The organism is Streptomyces sp. NPDC050439 (genome assembly GCF_040655335.1).
GTDB lineage: Bacteria > Actinomycetota > Actinomycetes > Streptomycetales > Streptomycetaceae > Streptomyces.
Genome location: NZ_JBFAJT010000001.1, coordinates 947,481 through 970,112 on the forward strand (window position 1 = coordinate 947,481; position 22,632 = coordinate 970,112).

The 22,632-nt window shown below is 72.7% G+C and carries 19 protein-coding genes and 1 pseudogene; 11 read left to right on the forward strand and 9 right to left on the reverse strand.

All coding sequences use genetic code 11. From position 1 onward, the window contains the following. The first annotated feature begins 5 nt into the window (after nucleotides 1–5). Nucleotides 6–440, forward strand: coding sequence for a hypothetical protein (locus AB0I66_RS04255; RefSeq protein ID WP_363206136.1), 435 nt, complete (start codon nucleotides 6–8; stop codon nucleotides 438–440). A 54-nt stretch (nucleotides 441–494) separates the two neighbouring features. Here the strand turns inward: AB0I66_RS04255 and ccrA are convergent, their stop codons facing one another. Further along, the gene (ccrA, locus tag AB0I66_RS04260) at nucleotides 495–1,775 is read right to left on the reverse strand and encodes a crotonyl-CoA carboxylase/reductase (protein WP_363206137.1); all 1,281 of its coding nucleotides are present in this window, start codon (nucleotides 1,773–1,775) and stop codon (nucleotides 495–497) included. 208 nt (nucleotides 1,776–1,983) lie between these two features. Here ccrA and AB0I66_RS04265 point away from each other — a divergent pair, with 208 nt between their 5' ends. After that, complete coding sequence (locus AB0I66_RS04265) at nucleotides 1,984–2,967, forward strand: fatty acid desaturase (RefSeq protein ID WP_363206138.1); 984 nt, start codon at nucleotides 1,984–1,986, stop codon at nucleotides 2,965–2,967. On the opposite strand, the gene AB0I66_RS04270 is transcribed toward AB0I66_RS04265, so the two are convergent. The 3 genes from AB0I66_RS04270 to AB0I66_RS04280 are packed head-to-tail and all read right to left on the reverse strand — an operon-like array spanning nucleotide 2,909 to nucleotide 9,869. Then, nucleotides 2,909–3,931, reverse strand: coding sequence for an alpha/beta hydrolase family protein (locus AB0I66_RS04270; protein ID WP_363206139.1), 1,023 nt, complete (start codon nucleotides 3,929–3,931; stop codon nucleotides 2,909–2,911). The genes AB0I66_RS04265 and AB0I66_RS04270 overlap by 59 nt on opposite strands. Before the next feature lie 56 nt (nucleotides 3,932–3,987). Continuing rightward, nucleotides 3,988–8,070: a beta-ketoacyl synthase N-terminal-like domain-containing protein gene (locus AB0I66_RS04275; protein WP_363206140.1), complete on the reverse strand. Its 4,083-nt coding sequence runs from the start codon at nucleotides 8,068–8,070 to the stop codon at nucleotides 3,988–3,990. Continuing rightward, complete coding sequence (locus tag AB0I66_RS04280) at nucleotides 8,067–9,869, reverse strand: fatty acyl-AMP ligase (RefSeq protein ID WP_363206141.1); 1,803 nt, start codon at nucleotides 9,867–9,869, stop codon at nucleotides 8,067–8,069. Before AB0I66_RS04280 ends, AB0I66_RS04275 begins: the two co-directional genes overlap by 4 nt. A 268-nt stretch (nucleotides 9,870–10,137) precedes the next feature. On the opposite strand from AB0I66_RS04280, the gene AB0I66_RS04285 reads away from it, so the two are divergent. Then, a complete protein-coding gene (locus tag AB0I66_RS04285) occupies nucleotides 10,138–11,586 on the forward strand; it encodes an MFS transporter (protein WP_363206142.1) in 1,449 nt (482 codons plus the stop codon). Nucleotides 11,587–11,696: 110 nt separating this feature from the next. After that, nucleotides 11,697–11,945: pseudogene (locus tag AB0I66_RS04290) on the forward strand (excinuclease ABC subunit UvrA); the annotation flags it as partial. Here the strand turns inward: AB0I66_RS04290 and AB0I66_RS04295 are convergent. Continuing rightward, nucleotides 11,916–13,241: an AMP-binding protein gene (locus AB0I66_RS04295; RefSeq protein WP_363206143.1), complete on the reverse strand. Its 1,326-nt coding sequence runs from the start codon at nucleotides 13,239–13,241 to the stop codon at nucleotides 11,916–11,918. The pseudogene AB0I66_RS04290 and the gene AB0I66_RS04295 sit on opposite strands and share 30 nt — an antisense overlap. A gap of 176 nt (nucleotides 13,242–13,417) precedes the next feature. On the opposite strand from AB0I66_RS04295, the gene AB0I66_RS04300 reads away from it, so the two are divergent. From AB0I66_RS04300 to AB0I66_RS04320, 5 genes are all read left to right on the forward strand, one after another. Then, the gene (locus AB0I66_RS04300) at nucleotides 13,418–14,731 is read left to right on the forward strand and encodes a lipase family protein (RefSeq protein ID WP_363206144.1); all 1,314 of its coding nucleotides are present in this window, start codon (nucleotides 13,418–13,420) and stop codon (nucleotides 14,729–14,731) included. Nucleotides 14,732–14,870: 139 nt separating this feature from the next. After that, the gene (locus AB0I66_RS04305) at nucleotides 14,871–16,148 is read left to right on the forward strand and encodes a helix-turn-helix domain-containing protein (protein ID WP_363206145.1); all 1,278 of its coding nucleotides are present in this window, start codon (nucleotides 14,871–14,873) and stop codon (nucleotides 16,146–16,148) included. A 134-nt stretch (nucleotides 16,149–16,282) separates the two neighbouring features. Next, nucleotides 16,283–16,921 (forward strand): hypothetical protein, encoded by a 639-nt coding sequence (locus AB0I66_RS04310; protein WP_363206146.1) that lies wholly within the window; start codon nucleotides 16,283–16,285, stop codon nucleotides 16,919–16,921. A gap of 13 nt (nucleotides 16,922–16,934) precedes the next feature. Further along, nucleotides 16,935–17,387 (forward strand): hypothetical protein, encoded by a 453-nt coding sequence (locus AB0I66_RS04315; RefSeq protein ID WP_363206147.1) that lies wholly within the window; start codon nucleotides 16,935–16,937, stop codon nucleotides 17,385–17,387. A gap of 123 nt (nucleotides 17,388–17,510) precedes the next feature. Then, a complete protein-coding gene (locus AB0I66_RS04320; protein ID WP_363206148.1) occupies nucleotides 17,511–17,702 on the forward strand; it encodes a DUF5999 family protein in 192 nt (63 codons plus the stop codon). Between the two features lie 12 nt (nucleotides 17,703–17,714). On the opposite strand, the gene AB0I66_RS04325 is transcribed toward AB0I66_RS04320, so the two are convergent. Next, the gene (locus tag AB0I66_RS04325) at nucleotides 17,715–18,326 is read right to left on the reverse strand and encodes a helix-turn-helix domain-containing protein (RefSeq protein WP_363206149.1); all 612 of its coding nucleotides are present in this window, start codon (nucleotides 18,324–18,326) and stop codon (nucleotides 17,715–17,717) included. Nucleotides 18,327–18,435: 109 nt separating this feature from the next. Between AB0I66_RS04325 and AB0I66_RS04330 the strand changes: the two genes are divergently transcribed. Beyond that, nucleotides 18,436–19,911: a cytochrome P450 gene (locus tag AB0I66_RS04330; protein WP_363206150.1), complete on the forward strand. Its 1,476-nt coding sequence runs from the start codon at nucleotides 18,436–18,438 to the stop codon at nucleotides 19,909–19,911. 89 nt (nucleotides 19,912–20,000) lie between these two features. Then, nucleotides 20,001–20,270, forward strand: coding sequence for a hypothetical protein (locus AB0I66_RS04335; protein WP_363206151.1), 270 nt, complete (start codon nucleotides 20,001–20,003; stop codon nucleotides 20,268–20,270). Nucleotides 20,271–20,285: 15 nt separating this feature from the next. On the opposite strand, the gene AB0I66_RS04340 is transcribed toward AB0I66_RS04335, so the two are convergent. The 3 genes from AB0I66_RS04340 to AB0I66_RS04350 all read right to left on the reverse strand — a co-directional run bounded on the left by AB0I66_RS04340 (nucleotide 20,286) and on the right by AB0I66_RS04350 (nucleotide 22,617). After that, a complete protein-coding gene (locus AB0I66_RS04340; RefSeq protein ID WP_363206152.1) occupies nucleotides 20,286–20,564 on the reverse strand; it encodes a hypothetical protein in 279 nt (92 codons plus the stop codon). A 65-nt stretch (nucleotides 20,565–20,629) separates the two neighbouring features. Next, on the reverse strand, nucleotides 20,630–21,832 hold the full coding sequence (locus tag AB0I66_RS04345) for a glycosyltransferase (RefSeq protein ID WP_363206153.1): 1,203 nt from the start codon (nucleotides 21,830–21,832) through the stop codon (nucleotides 20,630–20,632). Then, nucleotides 21,829–22,617 (reverse strand): MerR family transcriptional regulator, encoded by a 789-nt coding sequence (locus AB0I66_RS04350; RefSeq protein WP_363206154.1) that lies wholly within the window; start codon nucleotides 22,615–22,617, stop codon nucleotides 21,829–21,831. The genes AB0I66_RS04345 and AB0I66_RS04350 overlap by 4 nt, the downstream gene beginning before the upstream one ends. Nucleotides 22,618–22,632: the final 15 nt, after the last annotated feature.

A 22,632-nucleotide genomic window follows, 5' to 3' on the forward strand; every position in this document is an offset into this window, starting at 1 on the left:
AGAAGTTGACCGTTAACCGGTTGAAGCCGACGTACGCGTCGGTGAAGTACATGTCAGTGGCGGGCATCGCGGCCCTGGCCGTCCTGGCGGGCCCCGCGGCGGCCGGTGCCGGCGCCGTGAGCCCGCACATCTCCCCCGTGTCCGACGCCGCCGCCACCGCGGCCCCGCGCCCGACACTGACGGCGAAGTCGACCACGGCCAAGGTGCGCGCGTGGCAGAACTTCTACATCTACGGAGTCGGCCGCAACATGAAGGCCGGTACGCGCGTCACGCTGCAGCAGAAGCAGGGCAAGCGCTGGGTGTCCCTGCCCGCGTCGGTCTACACCGCGCGCAAGGGGAACTACAAGATGCGGGTCAAGCTCGGCCTCAAGGGCCGCAACGCCCTGCGCATCGTGGGCGGCCGCGCCATCTCCCCCGTCGTCTTCGTGACGGTGCGCTGAGCGCGGACACGCGCGAGACGGGCCCTCCCACGGATGGGGAGGGCCCGTCCCGGCTCATGTCAGGGCCGCACCCCGCCTTCCCAGACCGGTTCCCGGCGCGAGCGCGAGCACGCCGACCTTTCCCGTGTGGCGGTTCGTCTGGACGAGGCGGGCGGCCTCGGCGGTGTCCTGGAGGTCGTACGTCACCGACAGGGCAGGCCGGATGTGTCCGAGGTCGAGGAGGCGGGCCACCGCGGCCTGTTCCTGGAGATTCGCGCCGTGGCTGCCGATGACGCGCTTGAGGCGCATCCAGAGGTAGCGGTTGTCGAACTCGTGCAGATAGCCGGTGCTCGATCCGCAGGTGACGACGGCGCCGCCCCGGCGGACCACGAAGACCGACACCCCGAAGGTCGCACGGCCGACGTGCTCGAACACGATGTGCGGGTCCTCCCCCACCTCGGCGCGGATCCGCTTGCCGAGCTTCTTGCCGACCGCCGCCGGATCGGCCGGAGCCGTGCCGGTCAGCCCGATCTCGGCGCGGTTGATCACCGCATGGCAGCCGAAGGCACGGGCGCGCTCCGCCTTGTCCTCGCTGCCGACCACGCCCACCGCGATGCCGCCGCCGTTGCGGACGAGCTGCGCCGCGTACGCGCCGAGGCCGCCCGCCGCGCCCCAGATCAGCACGACGTCGCCCTGGGTCATCCGCGCGCCGCGGTCACTGACCAGCATGCGGTAGGCGGTGCCCGCGCACAGCGGACTCGCGGCCGCCTCCTCCCAGGTCAACCGGTCCGACTTGCGCAGGAGTTGACTGGCGCGGGCCACGCAGTAGTGGGCGAGGCCGCCGAAGTTGGTCTCGAAGCCCCAGGCGAGCTGTGCGTCGCCCAGCATGCCGTCGGCGTGGGTCGCCGGTTCCTCGTCGTCCACGTAGGCGGGGCTGACCACGACCTCGTCGCCGATGTTCCAGCGCCGCACCCCGGCCCCCGTACGGACGACGACACCGGCCGCGTCCGAACCCACCACGTGGTAGGGCTGGTCGTGCCGCTCCGCCCATCCTCCTTTCGCACCGAAATGCCGCAGGAAGGAGAAAGTGGATAACGGCTCGAACATCGCCGACCACACGGTGTTGTAGTTTATCCCGCTCGCCATGACGGCCACCAGGACTTCGTCCGGGGCGAGTTCCGGCATCGGCACCGGGCCGACATGGAGCGTCTTTCGGACATCCTTGTCCGCGACCCCCGTGAAACTCTCCACGTCCTCCCTCCGCAGATGCGCGGCGGTGAATTCGGCGGGTACGGGAAGTCGGCGCAGCTCGTCCGCCCCGGCTCCCGCGACGACCGCTTCTGCGAGCACATCCATGAGGTTCCTCCTTCGGCACAGTTGTCCAATGGGTCCATACAGTGCGGCGGAACACCTGCTCTCCACAAGCAGATCGGCCGCAATTCACCGGGATCGCTAGTCCGACCCGGGCCCTGTCATCACTTTCCGAGTAGAGGCCTCCGTAATTCCGTCGCTAATGTCCGGCTCACCCGCACTGAAAGCCCGCACTGAAAGGTGAGCAAATCTCATGGAACAAGAGAGCGTGAACGCCGCTCGGGGCGAAGGCATGGGCACAGCGGACCGGATCGTCGTGGGGGTGTTCGTCGGAATTCCCTTTGTCGCGGTGATCGCGTCGGTCGTCGTGCTGTGGGGGTGGGGGGTCACCTGGCACGACCTGGTGATCGGCGCGGTGATGTACGCCGTCGCCGTGCACGGCATCACCATCGGCTACCACCGCCTGTTCACGCACAAGGCGTTCAAGGCCGCCCGTCCCCTGAAGATCGCCCTCGCGGTGGCCGGGACGATGGCCGTCGAGGGTGACGCGATCACGTGGTGCGCCGATCACCGCCGCCACCACCGGTTCGCGGACCAGCCGGGCGACCCGCACTCCCCCTGGCGGTTCGGGACCTCCGTACGCGCCCTGCTCAAGGGCATGGTCTGGGCGCACGTCGGCTGGACCTTCAACAACGACAAGACGGACCAGCGCAAGTACGTCCCCGACCTCCTCGCCGACCGTGACCTGGTCATGGTGGCGCGCTGGCAGCCGCTGATCGTGCTCTTCTCGTTCGGCGCGCCCGCGGTGGTGGGAGGTCTGTGGGGTGAGGGTGCCTGGGACTCCGGCGCCGCCTGGTCCGCCTTCTTCTGGGCGGGTCTCGTCCGCATCGGCCTGCTCCATCACGTCACCTGGTCGATCAACTCGATCTGCCACATCAGCGGGGACCGCCCCTTCCGGGTCCGGGACCGCTCGGGGAACGTCTGGTGGCTCGCGCCGTTCTCCGGCGGCGAGTCCTGGCACAACCTCCATCACGCCGACCCGACGTCCGCCCGCCACGGAGTGCTGCGCGGACAGCTCGACTCCAGCGCCCGGCTGATCCGCCTCTTCGAGCTGGCCTCATGGGCGAGCGCGGTGCGCTGGCCCGACGAGCGGCGCCTGGCCCGCATCTCCGCCGACGTCAGGACGCCGGCGCGGGAAGCCCAAGGCCCGCCGCCAGCGTCGGCCAGGAAGCCTTGAACTCCCGCTGCCAGGACGGCCAGGCGTGCGAGCCGCCACGGTAGAAGTTGACCGTCGCCGGGACGCCGGCGCGGTCCAACTGCCGTGCGAACGCGTGCGCCTGGCTCCACAGCGTGCCCTCCAGGATCGCGCCCTCCAGGTTGCCGAAGTCGCTGCTGGGGACACCGCTGCCCTGCGAGACATAGAGCCGGGTGCCCGCCAAGTGCTTGGCGAGCGCGGCGGGGTTGTGGCGGTTCCAGTTCTCGCGGTGCAGGAAGGGGCTGCCCCAGAGGGCAGAGGGCAGCTGGAGCTCCCGGGCGACGATGGCGTTCATCACCGTCGGCATGCCGAGGGCCGTGGTGTCCAGGACGCCGCTGTACGAGGCCGCCGCACCGAAGGTGCCGGGGTGCCGGGCGGCGAACGCCATGGCGCCGTAGCCACCGGTGGAGACTCCGGCGACGGCGCGGGTGCCGTTGGCTCGGTAGGTGTCGCGCAGAAGTCCCGTCAACTCCTCGACCTGGAAGGTCTCGTAGTCCGGGGCGGTGGGGCTGCCGTGGTTCCACCAGTCGGTGGGGATGCCGGTGGGGCCGGACGCCGGGATCACGGCGATGACGTCCTTGTCGGCCAGGAACTCCTCGACGTCCGTCTCCCGGGTCCAGGACGTGTAGTCGTCGTGGGCGCCCTGGAGGAGGTAGAGCACGGGCCAGGTGCGGTCCGGCTGCTCCTTGAAGCGGGCCGGCAGGATGACGCGTACGGGCAGCTGCTTGCCCACGGCGGGTGAGTCCACGGTGAGGTCGACGGTGCGGGAGTCGATCCACTTCTCGCCGACGACGCGCGGGCCGTCGGCGGCGCGGACCGCCGCCGGGGCCGCGGTCGGCGTGCCCAGGGCGGTGGAGGTGCCCAGGGCACCGCCGGTGGCGAGGAGCGCGGTGGCCGCGGCGATGGCGGCCAGCTTCCTGCGTGGTCTCCGGTGTTTGTGCGGCATGGGCGCGGTCCTCTTCTCGGACGGGCGGACGGGCGGACGGTGGGAGGTGCGAACGGTCAGGTGTCGCGCAGGTCGCGGGCCAGGAACTCCGCGAGGGTGTCCACGACCGGCGGGTCGAGCAGGGCGAGGTGGTGTCCCGGCAGCGGGGTCACCGCGAGGTCGGTGCAGTGGGCGTCCCACCCGAGGCTTTCGTCGTCCCGCTCGTAGCGGATGTCGCGCACGGTGTGCGGGGCCGGTTCGGTCGCCCGGTAGAGGAGGGTCCGGCCCGCGTAGGGGCCGGGCCTGTGGCGTTCGCCGCTGCGGAGGTCGAGGGCGGAGGTGCGCTGATGGTCGAGGACCGCCTGGGGGAGGTCGACGGCCTGTTCCAGGAGTTTCATCACGAGGGCGATCTGCTCGGCGTCGTCTCGCCGCGCCAGCTCTTCGTAGGGCAGGGCGAGTTGGGCGCGATAGATGCGCTCGATGTACGCGGCGAAGTCGGCGTAGCGGCGGTGCGCTTCCTCCACCGGGGTCAGGCCCGGGGGAACGGGCAGGGGCAGTACGGAGTCGAGGAGCACCAGGGCGCGGACGGCGCCGTGCGGCGCGAGGAGCCTCGCCGCCTCTTGGGCCAGCAGTCCGCCGTAGGACCAACCGCCCATCAGCCAGGGCCCGTTGGGGCTCACGGCACGGATACGCGCCGCGAACTCCGCCGCTCGGGGCCCGACGTGCTCCGGGGTCGTCAGCCGGTCGAAGCCGTACACGGGGCGGGAGTGGGACAGGCGGTCGGCGAGGCGTGCGTACACCTCGGAGGTGCCGCCCGCGGCGTGCGCCAGGAAGAGGGGGGTGCCGGGTCCCGTGTCGGCCAGCACCCGGAGCGGGCCCTCCCTGCGCCCCGGCCTGGGTTCCGCCCGAACTTCCCCGATGCCGTGGTTCTCCGGCAGCAGTTCCGCGACCCCTCTCAGCGTCGCCTGCCGCAGCAGCACGCCGGGCTCCAGCTCCACCCCGAACTCCCGCTCCACCGCGGTCCGGATGCGTGCCGCGCTGAGCGAGTCGAGCCCCAGGTCGGTGAGGGGGGTGTCGGCGTCGATGCGGTCCGGGGTGTAGCCCATGACGTCGGCCACACAGCCGCGGAGACGGTCGAGCGGGCCCGTGAGGCGGGCGGGAGCCGGTGTATGGCGTGGCGTCTCGTGCGGGCCGGGTGCCTCCCCCGCCCAGAAGCGGCGGTGCCGCCAGCGCGGTGTGGGGACGTCGACGACGCGTGCGCCGGGATGCAGGGCCCGCAGGGGCGCGGGCCCGCCGGCACCTCGTACGAGCAGCGTGGCCAGCGAGGTGCGGAAGGTGACCGGGTCGTCGGTGCCGCGGCGCAGGGTCGGCAGGATCAGCGGGTCTTTGGCGCCCGCTTCGCGCAGCGTCTCGGTCAGCGGGTGCAACTGCGTGGGATGCGGGGCCACTTCGACGAACAGGCGGTGACCGTCGTCGGCGGCGGCACGCACCGCCTGGGTGAAGCGGACGGGACGGCGCAGGTTGGCGACCCAGTAACCGGCGTCGCAGGGTGCCGGGTCGCGCGGGTCGGCGAGGACGGTGGAGTAGCGACGGCAGCCGGGCCGCGCGTGGCGCACGGTGCCGAGTTCCCTGGCGAACTCGCCGAGCAGCGGGTCGACGTGGGGCGAGTGTCCCGCCCCGGTGACGCGCAGGGAGCGGGCGAAACCGCCTTCCCCGGTGACATGGTCGATGAGTCCGCGCACGTCGTCCGCGGAGCCGGTGACCACGCTCTGCGCCGGGGAGGCGTGCACGGCGACCTGGAGCGTGCGGAAGTCGGCGGCCAGGGCTTCGATGTGCTCGCCGGGCCGGTCCACCACCGCCATCGCGCCGCCCGTGAGCCCGGCGAGGAGCCGTGAGCGGATCGCCACGACGCGCGCGCCGGTGGCCTCGTCGAGGGCGCCGCAGGTGACGGCCGCGGCGATCTCCCCCATCGAGTGGCCGATCACTGCGGCGGGTTCGAAGCCGTGGGACCTCCACAGCTCGGCGAGGGCGACCTGCATCCCGTAGAGCGCGGGCATGACGACTGCGGGTGAGGACAGATCGGCGCCGGGGTCCATGCACTCCCGCAGCGAGATGCCCGCCTGGTCTCGCAGCAGCGGCTCCAGACGGTCGACGGCGGCCGCGAACTCCGTTTCCGTGGCGAGCAGTTCGCTGCCCATGCCGGGCCACTGCGACCCGTACCCGGAGAACACCCACACGGCCCCGGGATCGGCACCGGTCGCCTGCGCTCCTGCCCCGGGCAGTCCCAGGACCACCCGCGCGTCGGGCTCCCGCCCGGCCAGATGGGCCAGTGCCGTGCTCAGCTCCTCCCGGTCGCGGGCGACGACCGCCGCCTTGTGGCGGCCCCTCCCCACCCGGCCGGACAGGGTGCGGGCCAGGTCCGCGGGGCGCACGGAGCGACTGTCCGGCCCCGCGAGCCACTGGGCGAGCTCGCCCGCGTACGCGCGGACGCGGTCCTCGGTGACGCCGTCGAGCAGGGCCACGGCCGCTCCGGTGGCCGCTGTCCGTGGGCCGCGCGGCCCACGGTGTTCGGCGAGGACGACATGCGCGTTCGTGCCGCCGAAGCCGAACGCCGAGACTCCCGCGCGTGCGGTGCCCGAGTAGCGGGGCCACGGCTCGGGCCCCGTGACGACGCGCAGGCCGAGCGCGTCGAGGTCGGCGTGCGGGCTTGGGGCGGTGAAGTGCAGGTGGGGCGGTATCTCGTCGTGGTGCAGGGCGAGCACCGTCTTGATGAGCCCGGCGATGCCCGCCGCCGCCTCCAGGTGGCCGATGTTCGTCTTCACCGAGCCGATGAGCAGCGGCTGGTCGGCGGCCCTCCCCTGCCCCGCGCCGAGCGCGGCCGAAAGGGCGGACGCCTCGATCGGGTCGCCCAGCGCCGTGCCGGTGCCGTGTGCCTCGACGTAGTCCACCGAGGCGGGCGAACCGGCGGCATGGCACTGCTCCAGGAGCGTGCGCTGGGCGTCGGCGCTGGGGGCCGTGAGTCCGTTGGAACGGCCGTCGGAGTTGACCGCGGTGGACTCGATGACCGCGAGGACGCGGTCCCCGTCGCGTTCGGCGTCGGCGAGACGCTTGAGGACTACGACTCCGCACCCCTCGCCGCGCACCATGCCGTCGGCCGACGCGTCGAACGCCTTGCACCGGCCGTCGGCGGCCAGCGCCCCCGCGCGCTGGAACCCGAGCGTCACCGCGGGGGAAAGCAGCAGGTTCACCCCGGCGGCGAGCGCCATGTCGCTCTCCCCCGCGCCGAGGCTGCGTACCGCGTGGTGCACGGCGACGAGCGAGGAGGAGCACGCCGTGTCGACGGCCATGCTCGGACCGCGCAGGTCCAAGACGTAGGAGAGACGGTTGGCGGCCACGCTCAGGGCCGCGCCCGGCGGGGTCCAGGCCCCGACCGACTCCGGGTCCGCGGTGGTGAGATGGGCGTATTCGTTGCCGCTGATGCCCACGAAGACCCCGGTACGGGTGCCCGCGAGGGACGGCACGGGCAGGGCCGCGTGGTCGACGGCCTCCCGGGTGACCTCAAGGAGCATGCGCTGCTGCGGGTCCATGGCGGTGGCCTCGTCCGCACCGATACCGAAGAACTCGGCGTCGAAGCCCCCCACGCCCTCGACGCTCCCGTCCCCCAGGACACCGCCGTGCCTGCTGAGGTCGTCCGGCAGGCTCCTCCCCGCCCGGACGAAGGGCGCCCAGCGGTCCTCGCCGACCGTGCCCACGGCATCACGGCCCTCGCCCAGAAGCCGCCAGAAGGCGGCGGGCGAGGTGACCGCGCCGGGCAGCCGGCAGCCGATGCCGATGACCGCCACCGGGGTGTCGCCCTGCGCGGGAGACGCTGCCCTCCCCGCGCCCGTCTGCTTCGACGGCGCACCACCGTGCTCCGGTTCGCCGCGCACCACCCGCTCGGTGAGCGCGCCGATGGTGGGCGCCTCCCAGAGCAGCGTCGCGGGCAGCCTGGTGCCGGCCACGTCGCTCAGCCGTGCCGTCAGGACGACCGCGTCACGTGAGGTGAGACCCAGCTCAGCCAGCGGGCGGTCGTCCGCGATCTCCTCGGCCGCGAGCCCGTACCAGGCGCTCAGGCTCTCGACGACCACGGCCCGGATCTCCGCGAGGCCCACCTCCCTCATCGCGTGTCCTCCGCGCCGCTCCTGCCGCCCTCGCCGAAGGCGCCGAGCAGATGGCGTGCCCGGGTCGCGGCTCTGGCGACCTTGCCGCTGCTGGTCCTCGGCAGTGAGCCCGGCGGGATGAGGAGGAGTTCGGCGAGGCGCAGTCCGTGCCGGGCCGAGACGGCGGCCGTGGCGGTGCGCAGGGCGGCGAGCGCCTCCTGTTCGGTGGGTCCGGCGCCGCGCCGGTGCTCGGCTACGACGATCAGGACATCGGTCTCGGTGCCCGTCCAGGGGGCGCTGAACGCGGCGAGCCGGTCCCTGCGCACGAGGTCGACGGCCGACTGCACGGTCTCCTCGATGTCCTGCGGGTAGTGGTTGCGGCCGTCCACGATGATCAGGTCCTTGAGCCGGCCGGTGACGTGGAGCCGCCCGTCGTGGAGCGCGCCGAGATCGCCTGTGCGCAGCCATCCCGCCTCGCCGGCTTCGCCGTCCTCACCGTCCTGGCCGGTCGCGCCGGGTGGGCGGAAGCCGAAGACCTCCTCCGAGAGGCCGTTCCGCTTCCAGTAGCAGAGGCCGACGTTGGGGCCGCGCAGCATGATCTCGCCGACCTCGCCCGGCTGGAGTGCGGCGCCGGTCGCCGGGTCCGCGATGCGCAGCTCCTGCCCTGCCGGAGTGCCGCAGGCGACCAGGCGTGTCGCCTCCGAATCCGTCGACTCCACTGCCTCCAGGCGCCCTTCGGACAGGGCGAGCGGATCGCAGGCCACGACAGTGGGCGGCGCGGCGAACGTGTCGGTCGTCACGAACACGGTGGCCTCGGCGAGGCCGTACGCCGGGCAGTGCGCCTCGGGCGCGAGTCCCGCGTCGGCGAACGCGTCGCGGAAGCGCTCGACGGTGCCGGGGCGCACGGGTTCGCTGCCGTTGATGAGGACCTTGACCCGGTCGAGGCGCAGCTCGGCGGCCTCGTCCCGGTCGACCCTGCTGGCGCAGTAGTCGTACGCGAAGTTGGGGGCCGCGCTGATCGTCCCCGGGTACGCGGCGAGCAGCCGCAGCCAGCGCACCGGGTGCTCCAGGAAGGCGACCGGGTCCATGAGGACCGAGGGGAAGCCGCCGACGACGGGTGCGGCCACGCTCAGGACGAGGCCCATGTCGTGGAAGAGGGGCAGCCAGCCGACCGTCGTGTTGGCCGCCGCTTCGGCCGCGAAGGCGTCGATGGCCTGGCGGGCGTTGGCCACCACGTTGGCGTGGCTGATCACGACGCCCGCCGGGCTGCGCGTGGAGCCTGAGGTGTACTGGAGGTAGGCGATGTCGTCCGGTTCGGGCCGCTCGGGCAGGGTGGCCTGAGACGCCTCGCCCGGCCTGTCCACCTGGACCACGGGAACCGGCGGCAGCCCTTGCCCGGCCATGAACCGCTCCACCCCGGGAGCCGTCGCCGCCTCGGCCAGCACGCACGCGGGCTCGCAGTCCGCGAGAACGGCCGCCAACCTGCCCTCGTGGCCGGGCAGTTCCGGGCTGAACAGCGGTACCGCGATCACCCCCGCGTAGAGACAGCCCAGGAACGCCGCCGCGTAGTCGAGGCCCTGCGGAAGCAGCAGGGCCGCCCGCTCACCGGGGCCCGCTGTCGCCGCTATGCGCCCGGCGATCGCGCGGGCCCGCACGTCGAGCCCCTGCCAGCCGAGGGTGTGGTGCAGACCGGGGGACGACGGTTCGGGGAAGTCCACGTAGGTGAAAGCGCGTTGGTGCGGCCTGGCGGCGGCCCAGTGCGCCAAGTGGTCGGTCAGCAGCGGGCCTTCGGACGGCCGGCGGGTCTGCGTGGTGGACATGGCGGCTCCAACTGGACGGCGCGGGGGCCGGGGACGGGCCTCGCGGGGACCGGGACGAGCGTCGTGAGGGACCGGGACGAGCGGTGCACCAGGTTCCGCCCGGATGTGACCCATGAGTAAGACGGGCTGCTGACAGATCGTCTGACAACCTCTGTCACTTCACTGACAAGCCGCCGCACCCGATTCGGCGTCACGGGCAGCAGCGACGCCCGCCGCGGGACCGGAGAATCCACCGGCGGGACGGCATCGCGACCGAGGGGAGCCGCACGTGGGCCGTGGCAGGCTGACCGCTCTCCTTGCGATGCTCGCCCTCGCGGGTTTCATCACGACGCTCGACAACACCGTCATCAACGTCGCGCTGCCCACCGTGCAGCGCAAACTCGGCCTGAGCGTCACGGACTTGGAGTGGGTGGCCACCAGTTACGTGCTGAGCTTCGGCTCGCTCCTGCCGGCCGGTGGCAGGCTCACGGATCTGCTCGGCCGCCGGGCGGTCCTCGCGGCGGGGATCGTCGTGTTCACCGTGGCCTCGCTGGCGGCCGCACTCGCGGACAGCGGCGGGACACTCATCGCGGCACGCACCGTGCAGGGTGTGGGCGCGGCGCTCGTCATCCCGGCCTCGCTCGCAGTGGTCGCCGCCGATCTGCCCGCCCGAAGGCGCGCCATGGCTGTCGGCCTGTGGACGGCGGCGCTCGCTGTCGCGCTCGCGCTCGGGCCGGTGGTGGGCGGCTTCGTCACCGAACGGTGGGACTGGAGCTGGGTGTTCCTGCTCAACGTCCCCTTCGGTGTCCTTGCCCTGCTGCTGGTGCCCGCGGTGCCCCGGACCGTCACGCGCGTGCGCCGCGGCCTGCTGCCGCTCCTCGATCTGCCGGGCGTCGCACTGTCCACGACCTCGCTCTTCCTTCTCACGTACGGCCTGGTCAGGGGCGGGGAGCACAGTTTCAGCACGCCGCCCGTGCCGCTCTGCCTGTGGCTGTCGGCGGCCACCGGGATCGCGTTTCTCGTCGTCGAGTCGCGCACGTTCCTGCCGCTGGTGGATCTGCGTCTGCTGCGCAGCCGATCGCTCAGCGGAGGCGCGGCGGCCCAAGTGCTGTGGGGCATCGGCGTCAACGGCGTGTTCTTCTTCACCGCGCTCTACCTCCAGCGGGTGCTCGGCTTCTCCCCCACCAAGGCGGGGCTGGCCTTCCTGCCGCTGGCGGGCGCGCTGCTCGTGACGACGCCGTTCGCCGAGCGGGCGGCGAAGGCGGTGGGGGCGCACTGGTCGATCGCCGGGGGGCTCGTCCTGGTCGCGGGCGGCCTGGTGTGGGTGTCGGGGACGGGGCTGCACGCGCAGTACTGGGATCTGCAGCCGGGGCTGCTCCTGATCGGCGCGGGGTCGGCCCTGACCACTCCGCTGACGGTACGTTCCGTCGCCGATGTCCCCGCGACGCGCACCGGCATGGCTTCGGGCCTGGTGAGCGCGGCCCGTGAGATCTCCGGGGTCTTCGGGGTCGTCCTGGTCGGCGTGGTCCTGACCCGGACGGAGCGCACGGCGTTGCGGGACGGCGCCGATCCGCGCAGCGCCTTCCTGGACGGCTACGACACCGGGCTTCAACTGGCGGCCCTGTGCGTCCTGTTGGGGGCCGTCGTCACTGCGGTCACCCTGCGGCGCCCCGCCCGGCACCGGCGGCCGGGAGCGCCTTCCGGCGCCAGGCGGGACCGCCGTCCGGTGCGTCAGTGAGGGGCTGATCGGCAGTCGGGGGCCGCTCGTCGGTGACGTACCGATGCAGAAGGCCCGATGCGGCGAGCATGGCGGTCGAGCGCGTGGCGACGCCCGCGATGCGCCCGGGGGACGAGCCCACGACCGGTCTGTACGCCGCCGGCACCGCACGTCTGCTCGGCGTCCTGCAACGCCTCGTCGACGCGGGCAACACCGTCATCACCATCGAGCACGACCTGGACGTCATCCGCGCCGCCGACCGGGTCATCGACCTGGGACCGGAAGGCGGTGAGGCGGGCGGCGAGATGGTGGCCGAGGGGACGCCGAAGGAAATCGTGCGGGCGAGCGGCTCACGGACGGGGGCGTTCCTGGAGAGGTGACGCGGGGGCCGGGGCATCCTCGAAGCCCCCGGCGCCCGGGTTGCCGAGGACGGTCACATAGCCGTCCGGACTCAGGACCGCGATGTCGCCCGTACGCAGCCACCCGCCCGGCAGCAGGCGCCGCGCGCTCTCCGCCGGGTCGCCCCAGTAGCCCGCGCACACCTGCGGCCCCCGGACCAGGAGTTCACCCGCCCGCCCCGGGGGCAACTCCACGCCGGGGGCGCCCTCCTGGCCGATGCGGACCTCCGTGCCGGGCAGGGGCAGGCCGGCGGTGCCGGGGCGGGCGTTGGCTCCGCGCGGGTTGGCGAGGAGGGCGCCCGCGGCCTCCGGGAGGCCGTAGCCCTCCACGAGCACCGCGTCGACCGAGGCCCGGACGCGGTCGGCTGCCTCGGCGTCCAGGGGCCCGGTCAGCCAGGTCCGCACCGTGGCGAGGGCCTCCAACTCGTGGGCGGGGCGGCGGAGAAGACGTCGGCAGTCGGCGGGTTCGGCCGCCAGGAGGGTCACTTTCCGGCGGCGCGCCGTACGCAGCAGTACCTCTGGGCCGGGGTCCGGCAGGAGGACCGTACGCGCTCCGGTCAGCAACGGCGTGATGAGGCCGAACAGCAGGCCGTGCGGACGCCAGAGGGGTGTGACGGCCAGGGCGGTCTCGCGCCCGCCGCGCAACCGCGTTTGCCACAACGCCTGTTGATGGGCGGCAGCGACCAGGTTGGCGTGCGTGAGCATCGCCGCGGGCCCGTCGGCGGTGACGTGGGCGAGGACGGCGAGGTCGCCGGGCCGCGGCCCCTCGCCTCCCGTCTTCGGCCGGGGCGCCATGCGTATGTGACCCCGCCCCGGCCACTCCCCGTCGATCGGGACGGTGATGACCTCCCGTACGAACGTGTCGACGCGGGCGGCGTCGAGCCGCTCCCTCACCGCCGCGCCGGCGACGACCAGCACCGCTCCTGAGTCGCCCAGTTGGTGCCGCAGCACTTCGCGGGGCGCCGCCGGGTCGATCGCCACCACGACCGCCCCGAGCCGCAGCACCGCATGCCACGCCACGGCGAACCAGGGGCAGTTGGGCAGCACCAGCGCCACCCGGTCGCCGTGCCGGATGCCGAGTGTCCGCAGCGTGTCGGCGCATTCGCCCACGGCGCGGTGCAGCCCCCGGAAGCCGGACCGGCCGCCGTGGCGCCGGGCCGCAGCGTCGAGCAGCTCGGGAAGCGTGACATCGGGGACGTGCAGGCGGTGCGGTACCCCGGCGGCGTAGAAGCGCAGCCACGGTCGTGGGTCCTGGGCCGTCACCTGGGGCTCGGTCATGCCCTGATCGTCGCGCAGGAGGGCGTGCCGCCACTTGTCCCCGGCGCACAGTTCCGGCCCGGCGGGCTGTGGCTCCGCTGACTATCTGCGCCGGATTACCGCTCCGTAACTTCACGGCGTGCACAGCTGTCCCCCCATCCACCCCCCTCGGACGAACTCGAGACGAAGGAGCACCCGTGCGCAGGCCAAGAGCGAAACGTAGGAAGAGACTGCTGGCGCTGACCTCGGCCGTCGCCCTGGCGGGCCTCGGCCTCGGCGTGCCCACCCTGACGGCGGGCGCCGCCACGGCCCCGGACGCGTCGGCGGCGTGTGACGCCACGGACGAGCGGATCTATCAGGTGCCGGGGGCCGTCCCGAGCAATCCCGGCAGCGTCATCGCCTGCCGTTCGACCGCGCTCCCGCACGTGCCGGGCAACGTCCCGATGCGCGCCTGGAAGGTCCAGTACAGCTCGAAGGACAACACGGGCAAGCCGGTCGCGGTCTCCGGGACCGTCGCCGTACCGACAGCGGAGTGGGAGGGGCGGGGCAGCCGGCCCGTCGTGGCCTTCAACCCCGGCACGCTGGGGCTCGGTTCGCAGTGCGCCTTCTCCAAGCAGCTCGCGGGCGCCTTCCAGGACGAGTACGAGGGCGAGAACATCGCGGCGCTCCTGAAGGCCGGCTACGCCGTCGCCGCGACGGACGGTGCCGGCTACCTGGACGGCCAGACCCACCCGTACGTCTCCGGGACCGACGCCGGGCATGCGCTGCTCGACATGGCGCGCACCGCCCCGGCGATCCCCGGCAGCGGCCTCGACCCGAAGACGAAGATCGGTCTGTGGGGTTACTCCGAAGGCGGTGCGGCCAGCCTGTGGGCGACGCAGCTCGCGGCTTCGTACGCCCCTGAACTCGACATCGTGGGAGACGCGTCCGGCGGTGTGCCCGGTGATCTGAAGGTGGTCGCCAAGTCGCTCAACGGCGGCCCGTTCGCGGGTTTCCTGGTCGACGCCGTTCTCGGTCTGTCGTCCGCGCACCCCCGGATGCCGTTCGAGGAACTTCTGAACGACCAGGGCAAGGAGACCGTCAAGAAGGCCAGGTCGCACTGCCTGGCGGGGACCATCTCGACCCTCGCGGGCCAGAAGCTCGAGAACAACACCAAGGGCGGCCTCAGCTTCGAGCAGCTCTACGCGCTCAAGGGCACGGACGGCAGGACGTGGGGCCAGGTCGTCGACGCGCAGAAGCTCGGCGTCGGCATCGGCCGCCCCGGATCGGGAGCCACGCACGAGATCGACTTCCCGGTCCTGCAGTACCGCGGCGCGCTGGAGGAAGTCGTCCCGATCGAGACGGAGGACGCGACGCGCGCGGCGTACTGCAAGGCAAGGATCACCACCCAGTGGAAGGTCTATCCGGGCGAGCACCTGACGACCGACCAACTGGCGAAGGACGACACCGTCAAGTGGCTCGGCGACCGGTTCGCGGGCAGACCGGAGTTCGGCAACTGCCCCCTCACGTGAGCTAGTTCGCACGCGCTGCCTCTTGTCACGGGGGTGACGGGAGGCAGCATCATGTCTGTCCGTCCCCGACGGGCCGCCACGGACCCGTGGCGGCGTCTTCACCACACCTTTGTCCCCCCGTGCGCAGAGGGAGCACCCCATGGTGAACGGTTCGGCACTGCCCGCAGGCATACCCCAGGCGGGCGCCCCCGCACCCGCGGGCACCCCGGCAGAGGAGTCGTACGCCGCGTTCAGGGCCTTTCCCTCGGGTCTCCACGATCACGTGCGGCCGTTCCTCGACGACATCACGTCGGAGGTGGTGCGGGCGATCCGCACGGAGATACCGGAGTACGCGCGCCCGACCGACGACACGTACATGCACGTCGTGAACCGGGGCGTGGAGCAGGCCCTGGAGGGGTTCCTGGCCCGGATGGCCCACCCGGACACCGACTGGGTCTCGGTGAAGGCCACCTACCAGAACATCGGCAGGGGCGAGGCCGACGAGGGCCGCAGTCTCGACTCCTTCCAGTCCGCACTGCGCCTCGGCGCGCGCGTCACCTGGCGCCGGGTCAACGCCCTGGTCGACGCCGACCTGCTGCCGCGGCACGTGCTCGCCGCCTTCGGTGAGGCCCTCTTCCTGCACCTGGACGAGATGGCCGCGGCGACGACGGCGGGCTACACGGAGGCCAGGCTGCACGCCGCGGGGGAACTCCAGCAGCGACGCGCCCGCCTCATCGACCTGCTGACCGCCGACCCTCCCGCGTCGGCGGAGGCCATCGCCGATCTCGCGCAGGCCGCCCAGTGGCCCATCCCGCGCGAGGTGGCGGTGGTCGTCATCGACCACACCCTGACCCCGGAGACCGTCAGCCCCATCGTGCCCCCGGAGTTCCTCGCGCGCTTCTCCGAGCAGCCCGGCCGCATCGTGGTGCCCGACCCGGAGGGGCCGGGGCGGGCCCGCTCGATCGCCGCCGCGTTACAGGGCCTGCGCGCGGTGATCGGCCCCACGGTCGCGCTGCACGAAGGCGCGCGCTCGCTGCGCTGGGCGCTCGACGCCCTCGACCTCTCACGGCGCGGCATCTTGCCCCGCGCGGGTCTGCTGCACTGCGCCGACCACCTGGCGACACTGCTGCTCTTCCACGACGAGGCGCTGATCGACGCACTCGCGCAGCGGCATCTGCTGCCCCTGGAGGAGGTGCGCTCACCGCAGCGCGAGCGCCTCGCCGAGACGTTGCTGTGTTGGCTGCGGTGCGGGCACAACGCGAGCGAGGTCGCCACGCGGCTGGCCGTGCATCCGCAGACGGTCCGCTACCGCCTGCGGCAGCTGGACGAGGTGTTCGGCGACCGGCTGCATGATCCGGCGGCCCAGTTCGAGATGCAGTTGGCGCTGCACGCGCTGAGCCTGCGGCCGGCCGCGGGTGAGGGGATCGCGGCGCGCTGAACCGGCGCGCCGCGGTGTGCCGCGCGCGTCATCTCCTACGTCACCCGGACGCGCCGTGAGGGTGGCCGCTCACGGCCGTTATCGCACCGTAATGTCCCCTTCGCCCCAACTCCCAGGCGAAGGAGAGTTCTTACGTGCGTGCCCACCCCATGGCCGTACCCGAAGTACCCGACGTGACCGTCCTGCCGAAGCGGGCCCCCTTGGTGCGGCGGATCCCCCCGCGGCTCCTCCCCCGCCTCGTCGTCCTCTTCCTCCTCCCCCTCCTCACCACCCTCAGCGGCACCCTGCTCGCCCCGGCGCACGCCCACACGGACGCCCTGGTGCGGCACACCCCCTCCGCCACCAGCCTGCTCGCCCCGCCCCCCGCGTCCGAGGAACCGTGCGCCAGCAAGGACCCGGCGGTCTGCCTGATCCGGCAGATGAGCCCGGAGGAGCGGGAGCGGGCCCGTGAGGTGCGGCTGCGCTACCACCACCTCCTGGACACCATGGAGCGCGTGGCGGACCGTATGCACGAGGAAGGCCGCTCCGACGAGGAGATCGCCCGCGTCCTCGTCGACATGCGCAACGACGCCAAGGACATCACCCGCGCCGGGATGACCCCCGAGGCGGTCGAGGCCCTGGAGCAGCGGAACATGAAGAAGTACGGCAACCCCCTGGGCCCGACGGCCGACCAGCAGTTCGCCAAGTACGGCAGCTGGGCCGCGGTCATCAAGGCGGCGACCCGCACCAGCGCAGCCGTCGACCGGGAACTCGGCATTCCACCGCGCTCGTGATCACCTGACGTCCATGCTGCTCCAGGACTACGACCACCACGGCCGGACGTGGGCCCTCGACCCCCGCACGGGGCTCCTGGCCCCCGCGTCCGGCCGCTGCCACGGCTTCGTCCACCTCGGCGAGGCAGGGACGGCGGCGCTGTACGCGGACCCTTCCGACGAGGCGGCGACCCTCTGGCTCCAGATCGGCCGGCGCCGCTGGGACTGCGACGCGGTGACCGTCCGGCAGTCCACGGGCCCCGACGCCACCCGCCGCTTCACGGTCGAGGACGCGCGGGGCACAGCCCTCGCACTCCGCTACCCCGCACCGGACCCCGGCCCCTTCGACCCGACGTACGACTGGATGGACGCGGAGGCCGACGACTTCTTCCTCTGGGCCGCGGGCCGTCTGAGCGACGCGGACGCGGACACGTCGGCGCGTACCACACTCCTGGCGCACTTCCGGGCCGGGTTCGTCCCCACCTGAGAAGACAAGTAGCCTCGCGGAGCGATGAGTTGAGACAGCCCACGGGGTCTTAACCCACACAAGGAAAAACCGCGAAAGACCGGGCCGCGCGCAAGGGCCGCGACCCCCACCCGGAGGTACGCCATGTGCGCCCACCAGCCCCAGTGCCCGCCCGCCGACAGCCCCGACCACCTCGCGGCCAGGATTCTCTCCGCCCACCCCGAACAGGGCTGGAGCCTGCTGTGCAACGGCACGATCGTCTTCGACGACACCGGTGAACTGCTGCCCGACGGACGCGTGGTGGCCGCGGCGCGGCCCCTGGCCATGGCCGCCTGACCGCGATCACCCTCAGGGTGCGATCGCGCCCATCAGCGCCCTCGCGCACAGGTCCCGTACCTGTGCGCGAGGCAGCTGTGCCGGCTCTTCGAGCCACTCCAGGCAGACCGTCACCATGAAGGCGAGCCAGCCGCGCACGGCCAGGCGCAGTGCGGGCAGTTCGTGCGGGGTGGACGCCGCCTCGGGGTCCGCGGCGAGGGCCTGCAGGATCTGGTCCTCGTGGGCCGCCAGACCTTCGCGGTAGATCCTGCGGACCGTGGCGTCGCCCGTCTCCTCCGCCCGGTGGAAGGCGCGGAAGCCCTCGGCGTGCGACTCGACGTACGCGAGGAAGGTGTCGAGGCCCGTGCAGATCTGATCGCGGACGGGGACTCCGGGCACGGCCGCGGTCAGGCGCAGCATGCGCCTGCTCTCACGCTGCACCACGGCGGCGAAGAAATCGCTCTTGGTCGGGAAATAGTGGTACAGCAAGCCACGCGACACTCCGGCGATCTCCGCCACCCGCTCGACCCAGACGTCGTCGTACGGATTCTGCGCGAAGAGCCGCGCCCCGGCCGAGAGAAGCTGCTCCCTGCGCTCCTCGGTGCTGAGCCTGCGGCGCGTGCGCTCCTGCGGGTTCGCGACCATGGGAGCACCTTACTTGACGTGGATTCAACAGCGGCACCAGACTGATGACCCTTATTGAATCCGCGTACAACAGGCTCAACGGGTCTGCGGCTCAAGGGAGATGGCACACATGGCGCAGGTGTCGCAGACATCGCAGGTCGCGAAGGGTCCCGGGACTCCCCCCAAGGGGTTCCGCAGTGCCGAGCACGGATGGCCGCGGCTCGACCTCATACCGCACCCGCCCCGCCGCCTGCCCCTGATCGGCGACGTCCTCGGCGCCCATGTCCGGACGCCGGTGCAGGATTCGATGCGCATCGGCGGCGGCCTCGGGCCCATCTTCCGCCGCAAGGCGTTCGGCAAGGAGATCGTCTTCGTCTGGGGTGCCGGGCTCGCGGCGGAACTGGCCGACGAGTCGCGGTTCGCCAAGCATGTCGGCCTGGGCGTGGCCAATCTGCGGCCGGTGGCCGGCGACGGCCTGTTCACCGCGTACAACCACGAGCCCAACTGGCAGCTGGCGCACGACATCCTCGCGCCGGGCTTCAGCCGCGACGCGATGGCCGGCTACCACCCGCTGATGCTGGACGTCGCCCGGCAGCTGACCGCCCGCTGGGACGAGCGCGAGGAGACCGGCAGGTCAGTGGACGTGCCCGGCGACATGACGAAACTGACCCTGGAGACGATCTCCCGCACCGGTTTCGGGCACGACTTCGGTTCCTTCGAGCGGTCCCGGCCGCACCCCTTCGTGTCGGCCATGGTCGGCACGCTCTCCTACGCCCAGCGCCGCAACGTCGTGCCGCCCGCGCTCGCCCCGCTCCTGCTGCGCGGCGCCACCCGGCGCAACGCCGCCGACATGGCCTATCTCAACCGCACCGTCGACGACGTGGTCGCGGCCCGCCGCGCCGCCTCGGGCCCCGGCGACGGGGACCTGCTCGACCGGATGCTGGAGGTCGCCCATCCCGAGACCGGCGAGCGGCTCTCCGCCGAGAACATCCGCCGCCAGGTCATCACCTTCCTGGTCGCGGGCCACGAGACGACATCGGGCGCACTGTCCTTCGCCCTGCACTACCTCTCGCGCTCCCCCGAAGTCCTGGCCCGCGCCCAGGCGGAGGTCGACGCGGTCTGGGGTGACGCGGAGGAGCCCGCGTACGAGCAGGTCGCCAAGCTCCGCTACCTGCGGCGCGTCCTCGACGAGTCGCTGCGGCTGTGGCCGACGGCGCCGGGCTTCTCCCGCCAGGCCCTCCACGACACGACGCTCGGCGGTGTGCACCCGATGCGCGAGGGGGCATGGGCGCTCGTCCTCGCCACGCTGCTGCACCGCGACCCGGAGGCATGGGGCGAGCGGCCCGAGGAGTTCGATCCCGACCGGTTCGCCCCTTCGGCGGTACGGGCGCGGCCCGCCCATGTCTTCAAGCCGTTCGGCACGGGCGCGCGGGCCTGCATCGGCCGTCAGTTCGCGCTGCACGAGGCGACGTTGGTCCTCGGCCTTCTCCTGCGCCGCTACGACCTGCACGCCGACCCCGCCTACCGGCTGCGGGTCGTCGAGCGCCTCACGCTCATGCCGGAGGGCCTCACGCTGCGGCTCACCCGCCGCGCCGCGACCGCCTAGAGCCCGATTGTCAGACCCGTGCGCAAGAGTGGAGGGTCCACCGGTGCGAGCCATCGGTCCTTGTGACCCCGCGCAGAGGAGCTCCCGACATGACCAGCACGCCGAACCCGGAACTGGCCGCCGCCCAGGCCTGCTTGCGGCTGCTGCACACCGCACGGGCAGCCCTGTCCGGCCCCTCACCGGCAGCGGCGGCCTCGCTGCTCGCCGGGCCCATGGCGGAGGCGGACGAAGCGCTGCGCCGCGCGGGCCTGACGGGCAACGAGGCCGAGCTCCTGAACAGGATCTACGACCTGGAGCCCGACCGCCCCGATCCCCGGGCCTGCCCCGCTTCGGCAAGTCCGGCCTCGTCGATTCCCTAGGCCCCGCGGGCCGAGTCAGGCTCTCCGGGCCTCCTCGGACTCTCCGGGCTCCGTCGTTTCCTTCGGTTTCCAGGTGAACTTGTCGCCGCCCACCCAGCGCACCTGATCCGGGTCGTCCACGTCGTGCACGACGTGACCCGCCTGAGCGGCCACCTCCAGGACGTCGACAAGTTCCCTGGCCTCACCGACCACCTCGCCGTCGAGCTCGACGATGCGAAAGGGCGGCCGGCCGGGGTTGACACCAAGGACCGTGATCCGAGGGTTCGCCATGTAGAGGTATGCGCTTTCGGTCATGTGTGGAGGCTTCCACGCTCCGGCTCCCTCATGACCATCACGACCTGCGCGTTCGGCCGCTCGGGCTACGGACCGGTCGCCTCGACGGCCTTGAGGACCTGACCGGCGCCGTCCTCCACCCCCATCCGGCGGGCAACCGCACCGGCGGCTTCCTTGTACGCGGACTCACCCACCGCGCGCCTCATCTGCTCGGCGAGGCGATCCGCCGTGAGCTCCTTGAACGGGATGGGCGCGGTGCCCGCGCCGAGACCGGCGAGCCGCGCCGCCCAGAAGGGCTGGTCCGCCATGACGGGCACGGGGACCGCGGGCACCCCGGCCCGCAGCCCCGCCGCCGTGGTGCCCGCGCCCGCGTGATGGACCACGGCAGCCATCCGCGGGAACAGGGACGCGTGGGGCACCTCGCCGACGGTCAGGATGTCGTCGCCGTGCGCCATCAGCCCCGCCCGCCCCTCCTGAAGGACACCGCGCAGCCCGGCCCGGCGCAGCGCGGCGACCGCCAACTCGCCGAGCGGCGCGCCGTCGTCCGCGGCCATGCTCCCGAACCCGATGAACACGGGCGGCGGCCCGGCCCGCAGGAAGTCCTCGAAGAGGGCGGGCAGCGGGATGCCCGGGTCATGGTGCGGCCACCAGTTGCCGACGACGTCGAGTCCGTCGCGCCAATCCGCGGGCCGGGACACCACGGCGGTGCTGAAACCGTGCAGGACCGGCCACCGGGCCTCCTCCTGGCGCCGCCGGACGGCACCCGGTGTGGAGCGCGGCAGTGAGAGGCGCGCCCGCAGGTCCGCGACCGCTTCGGCGTAGACACGGTCGGCCATCCGCAAGGAGAAACGGCCGAGCGCCCGGTTGCCGGGACCGCCGAGCGACCTGCCGCCGGACACCACAGGGGCGAACTCCCGTGTGGGGTGCGTGGGTTGCAGGTAGACGCCGATGGACGGGATGCCCATGGCCTCGGCCAGCTGCCAGCCGAGGGGCGCCGTGGTCGTCGAGAGCAGCAGCACATCGGCGCCGAGTTCCGCGGCCTCGACCAGCCCGGCGCCCAGCTTCCGCACGAACGCGGCGGCGGTGCGCATCAGCTGACGATTTCCGCCGCCGGCGCCCGTATCGGCGGGCAACGGACGAAAGTCGAGCCCAGCCTCCCGCACGAGCGGCGCGAAGGTCTCCTGCGTGGCGAGGGCCACGTCATGCCCGGCCTCCCGCAACCGGGCTCCGAGGCCGGTGTACGGGGCGACATCTCCGTACGACCCGGCAGCTGCCATCAAGATCTTCATCGGTCTCCCCCGTCGCTCGCGGCCTGTTCCACGTTGGCCCGCACCGCGGCGTGCAGGAATGCCGCGAGGCCTGGCCGCTGCTCCGAGGCCGGGACGACGAGGGCGAAGGCGCGGGGGTCGTCGGCGAAGTCGTCGGCGATCCGGAGGTGCATGGCCGGCGGGCAGGGCGTGAACCAGCGGATGAGGTGCTGCCGGTGTTCCTCGGCGAGGGCCGTGGCGCGCTTCCCCTCGGCGGGCTCGCCCTCGTCGAACGCCTTGACGAGTTCGGTGCGCCAGGCCGCCGCCTCACCCATGATCCGGGCCCAGTCCTCCTTGGAGTGGGAGCCCGCGCGGCTCATCGCCTCCTGGTGGCCGGGCGTGTTCTCCCACTTGAGGCCGGCCTCGGTGGCGTAGCTCAGGTCGAAGGTGATCTCGCCGAACACCTCGAACCGCTCCTGCGGGTCGAGCCGCACGCCGGTCTGCTGCACCTCCATGGCCCGCTCGGCGACCTCCACCAGGCGGCCCAACTTGCCGATCTGCTCCACCAGCGCCTTGTGCCGGGCCCGCAGCAGATCGAGCGCGTCGGCCTGCGGCCCCGCGAGGATCTCCGCGATCTCTTCCAGGGCGAAGCCGAGTTCGCGGTAGAAGAGGATCTGCTGCAGGCGGGCCAGGTCGGCCTCGCCGTACAGGCGGTACCCGCCCGGGCTGCGCTCGCTGGGCACGAGCAGCCCGGACCGGTCGTAGTGATGCAGCGTGCGGACGGTGACCCCCGCGAACCCGGAGACCTGCCCCACCGTGTAACTCATGGACCTCGCCTTTCG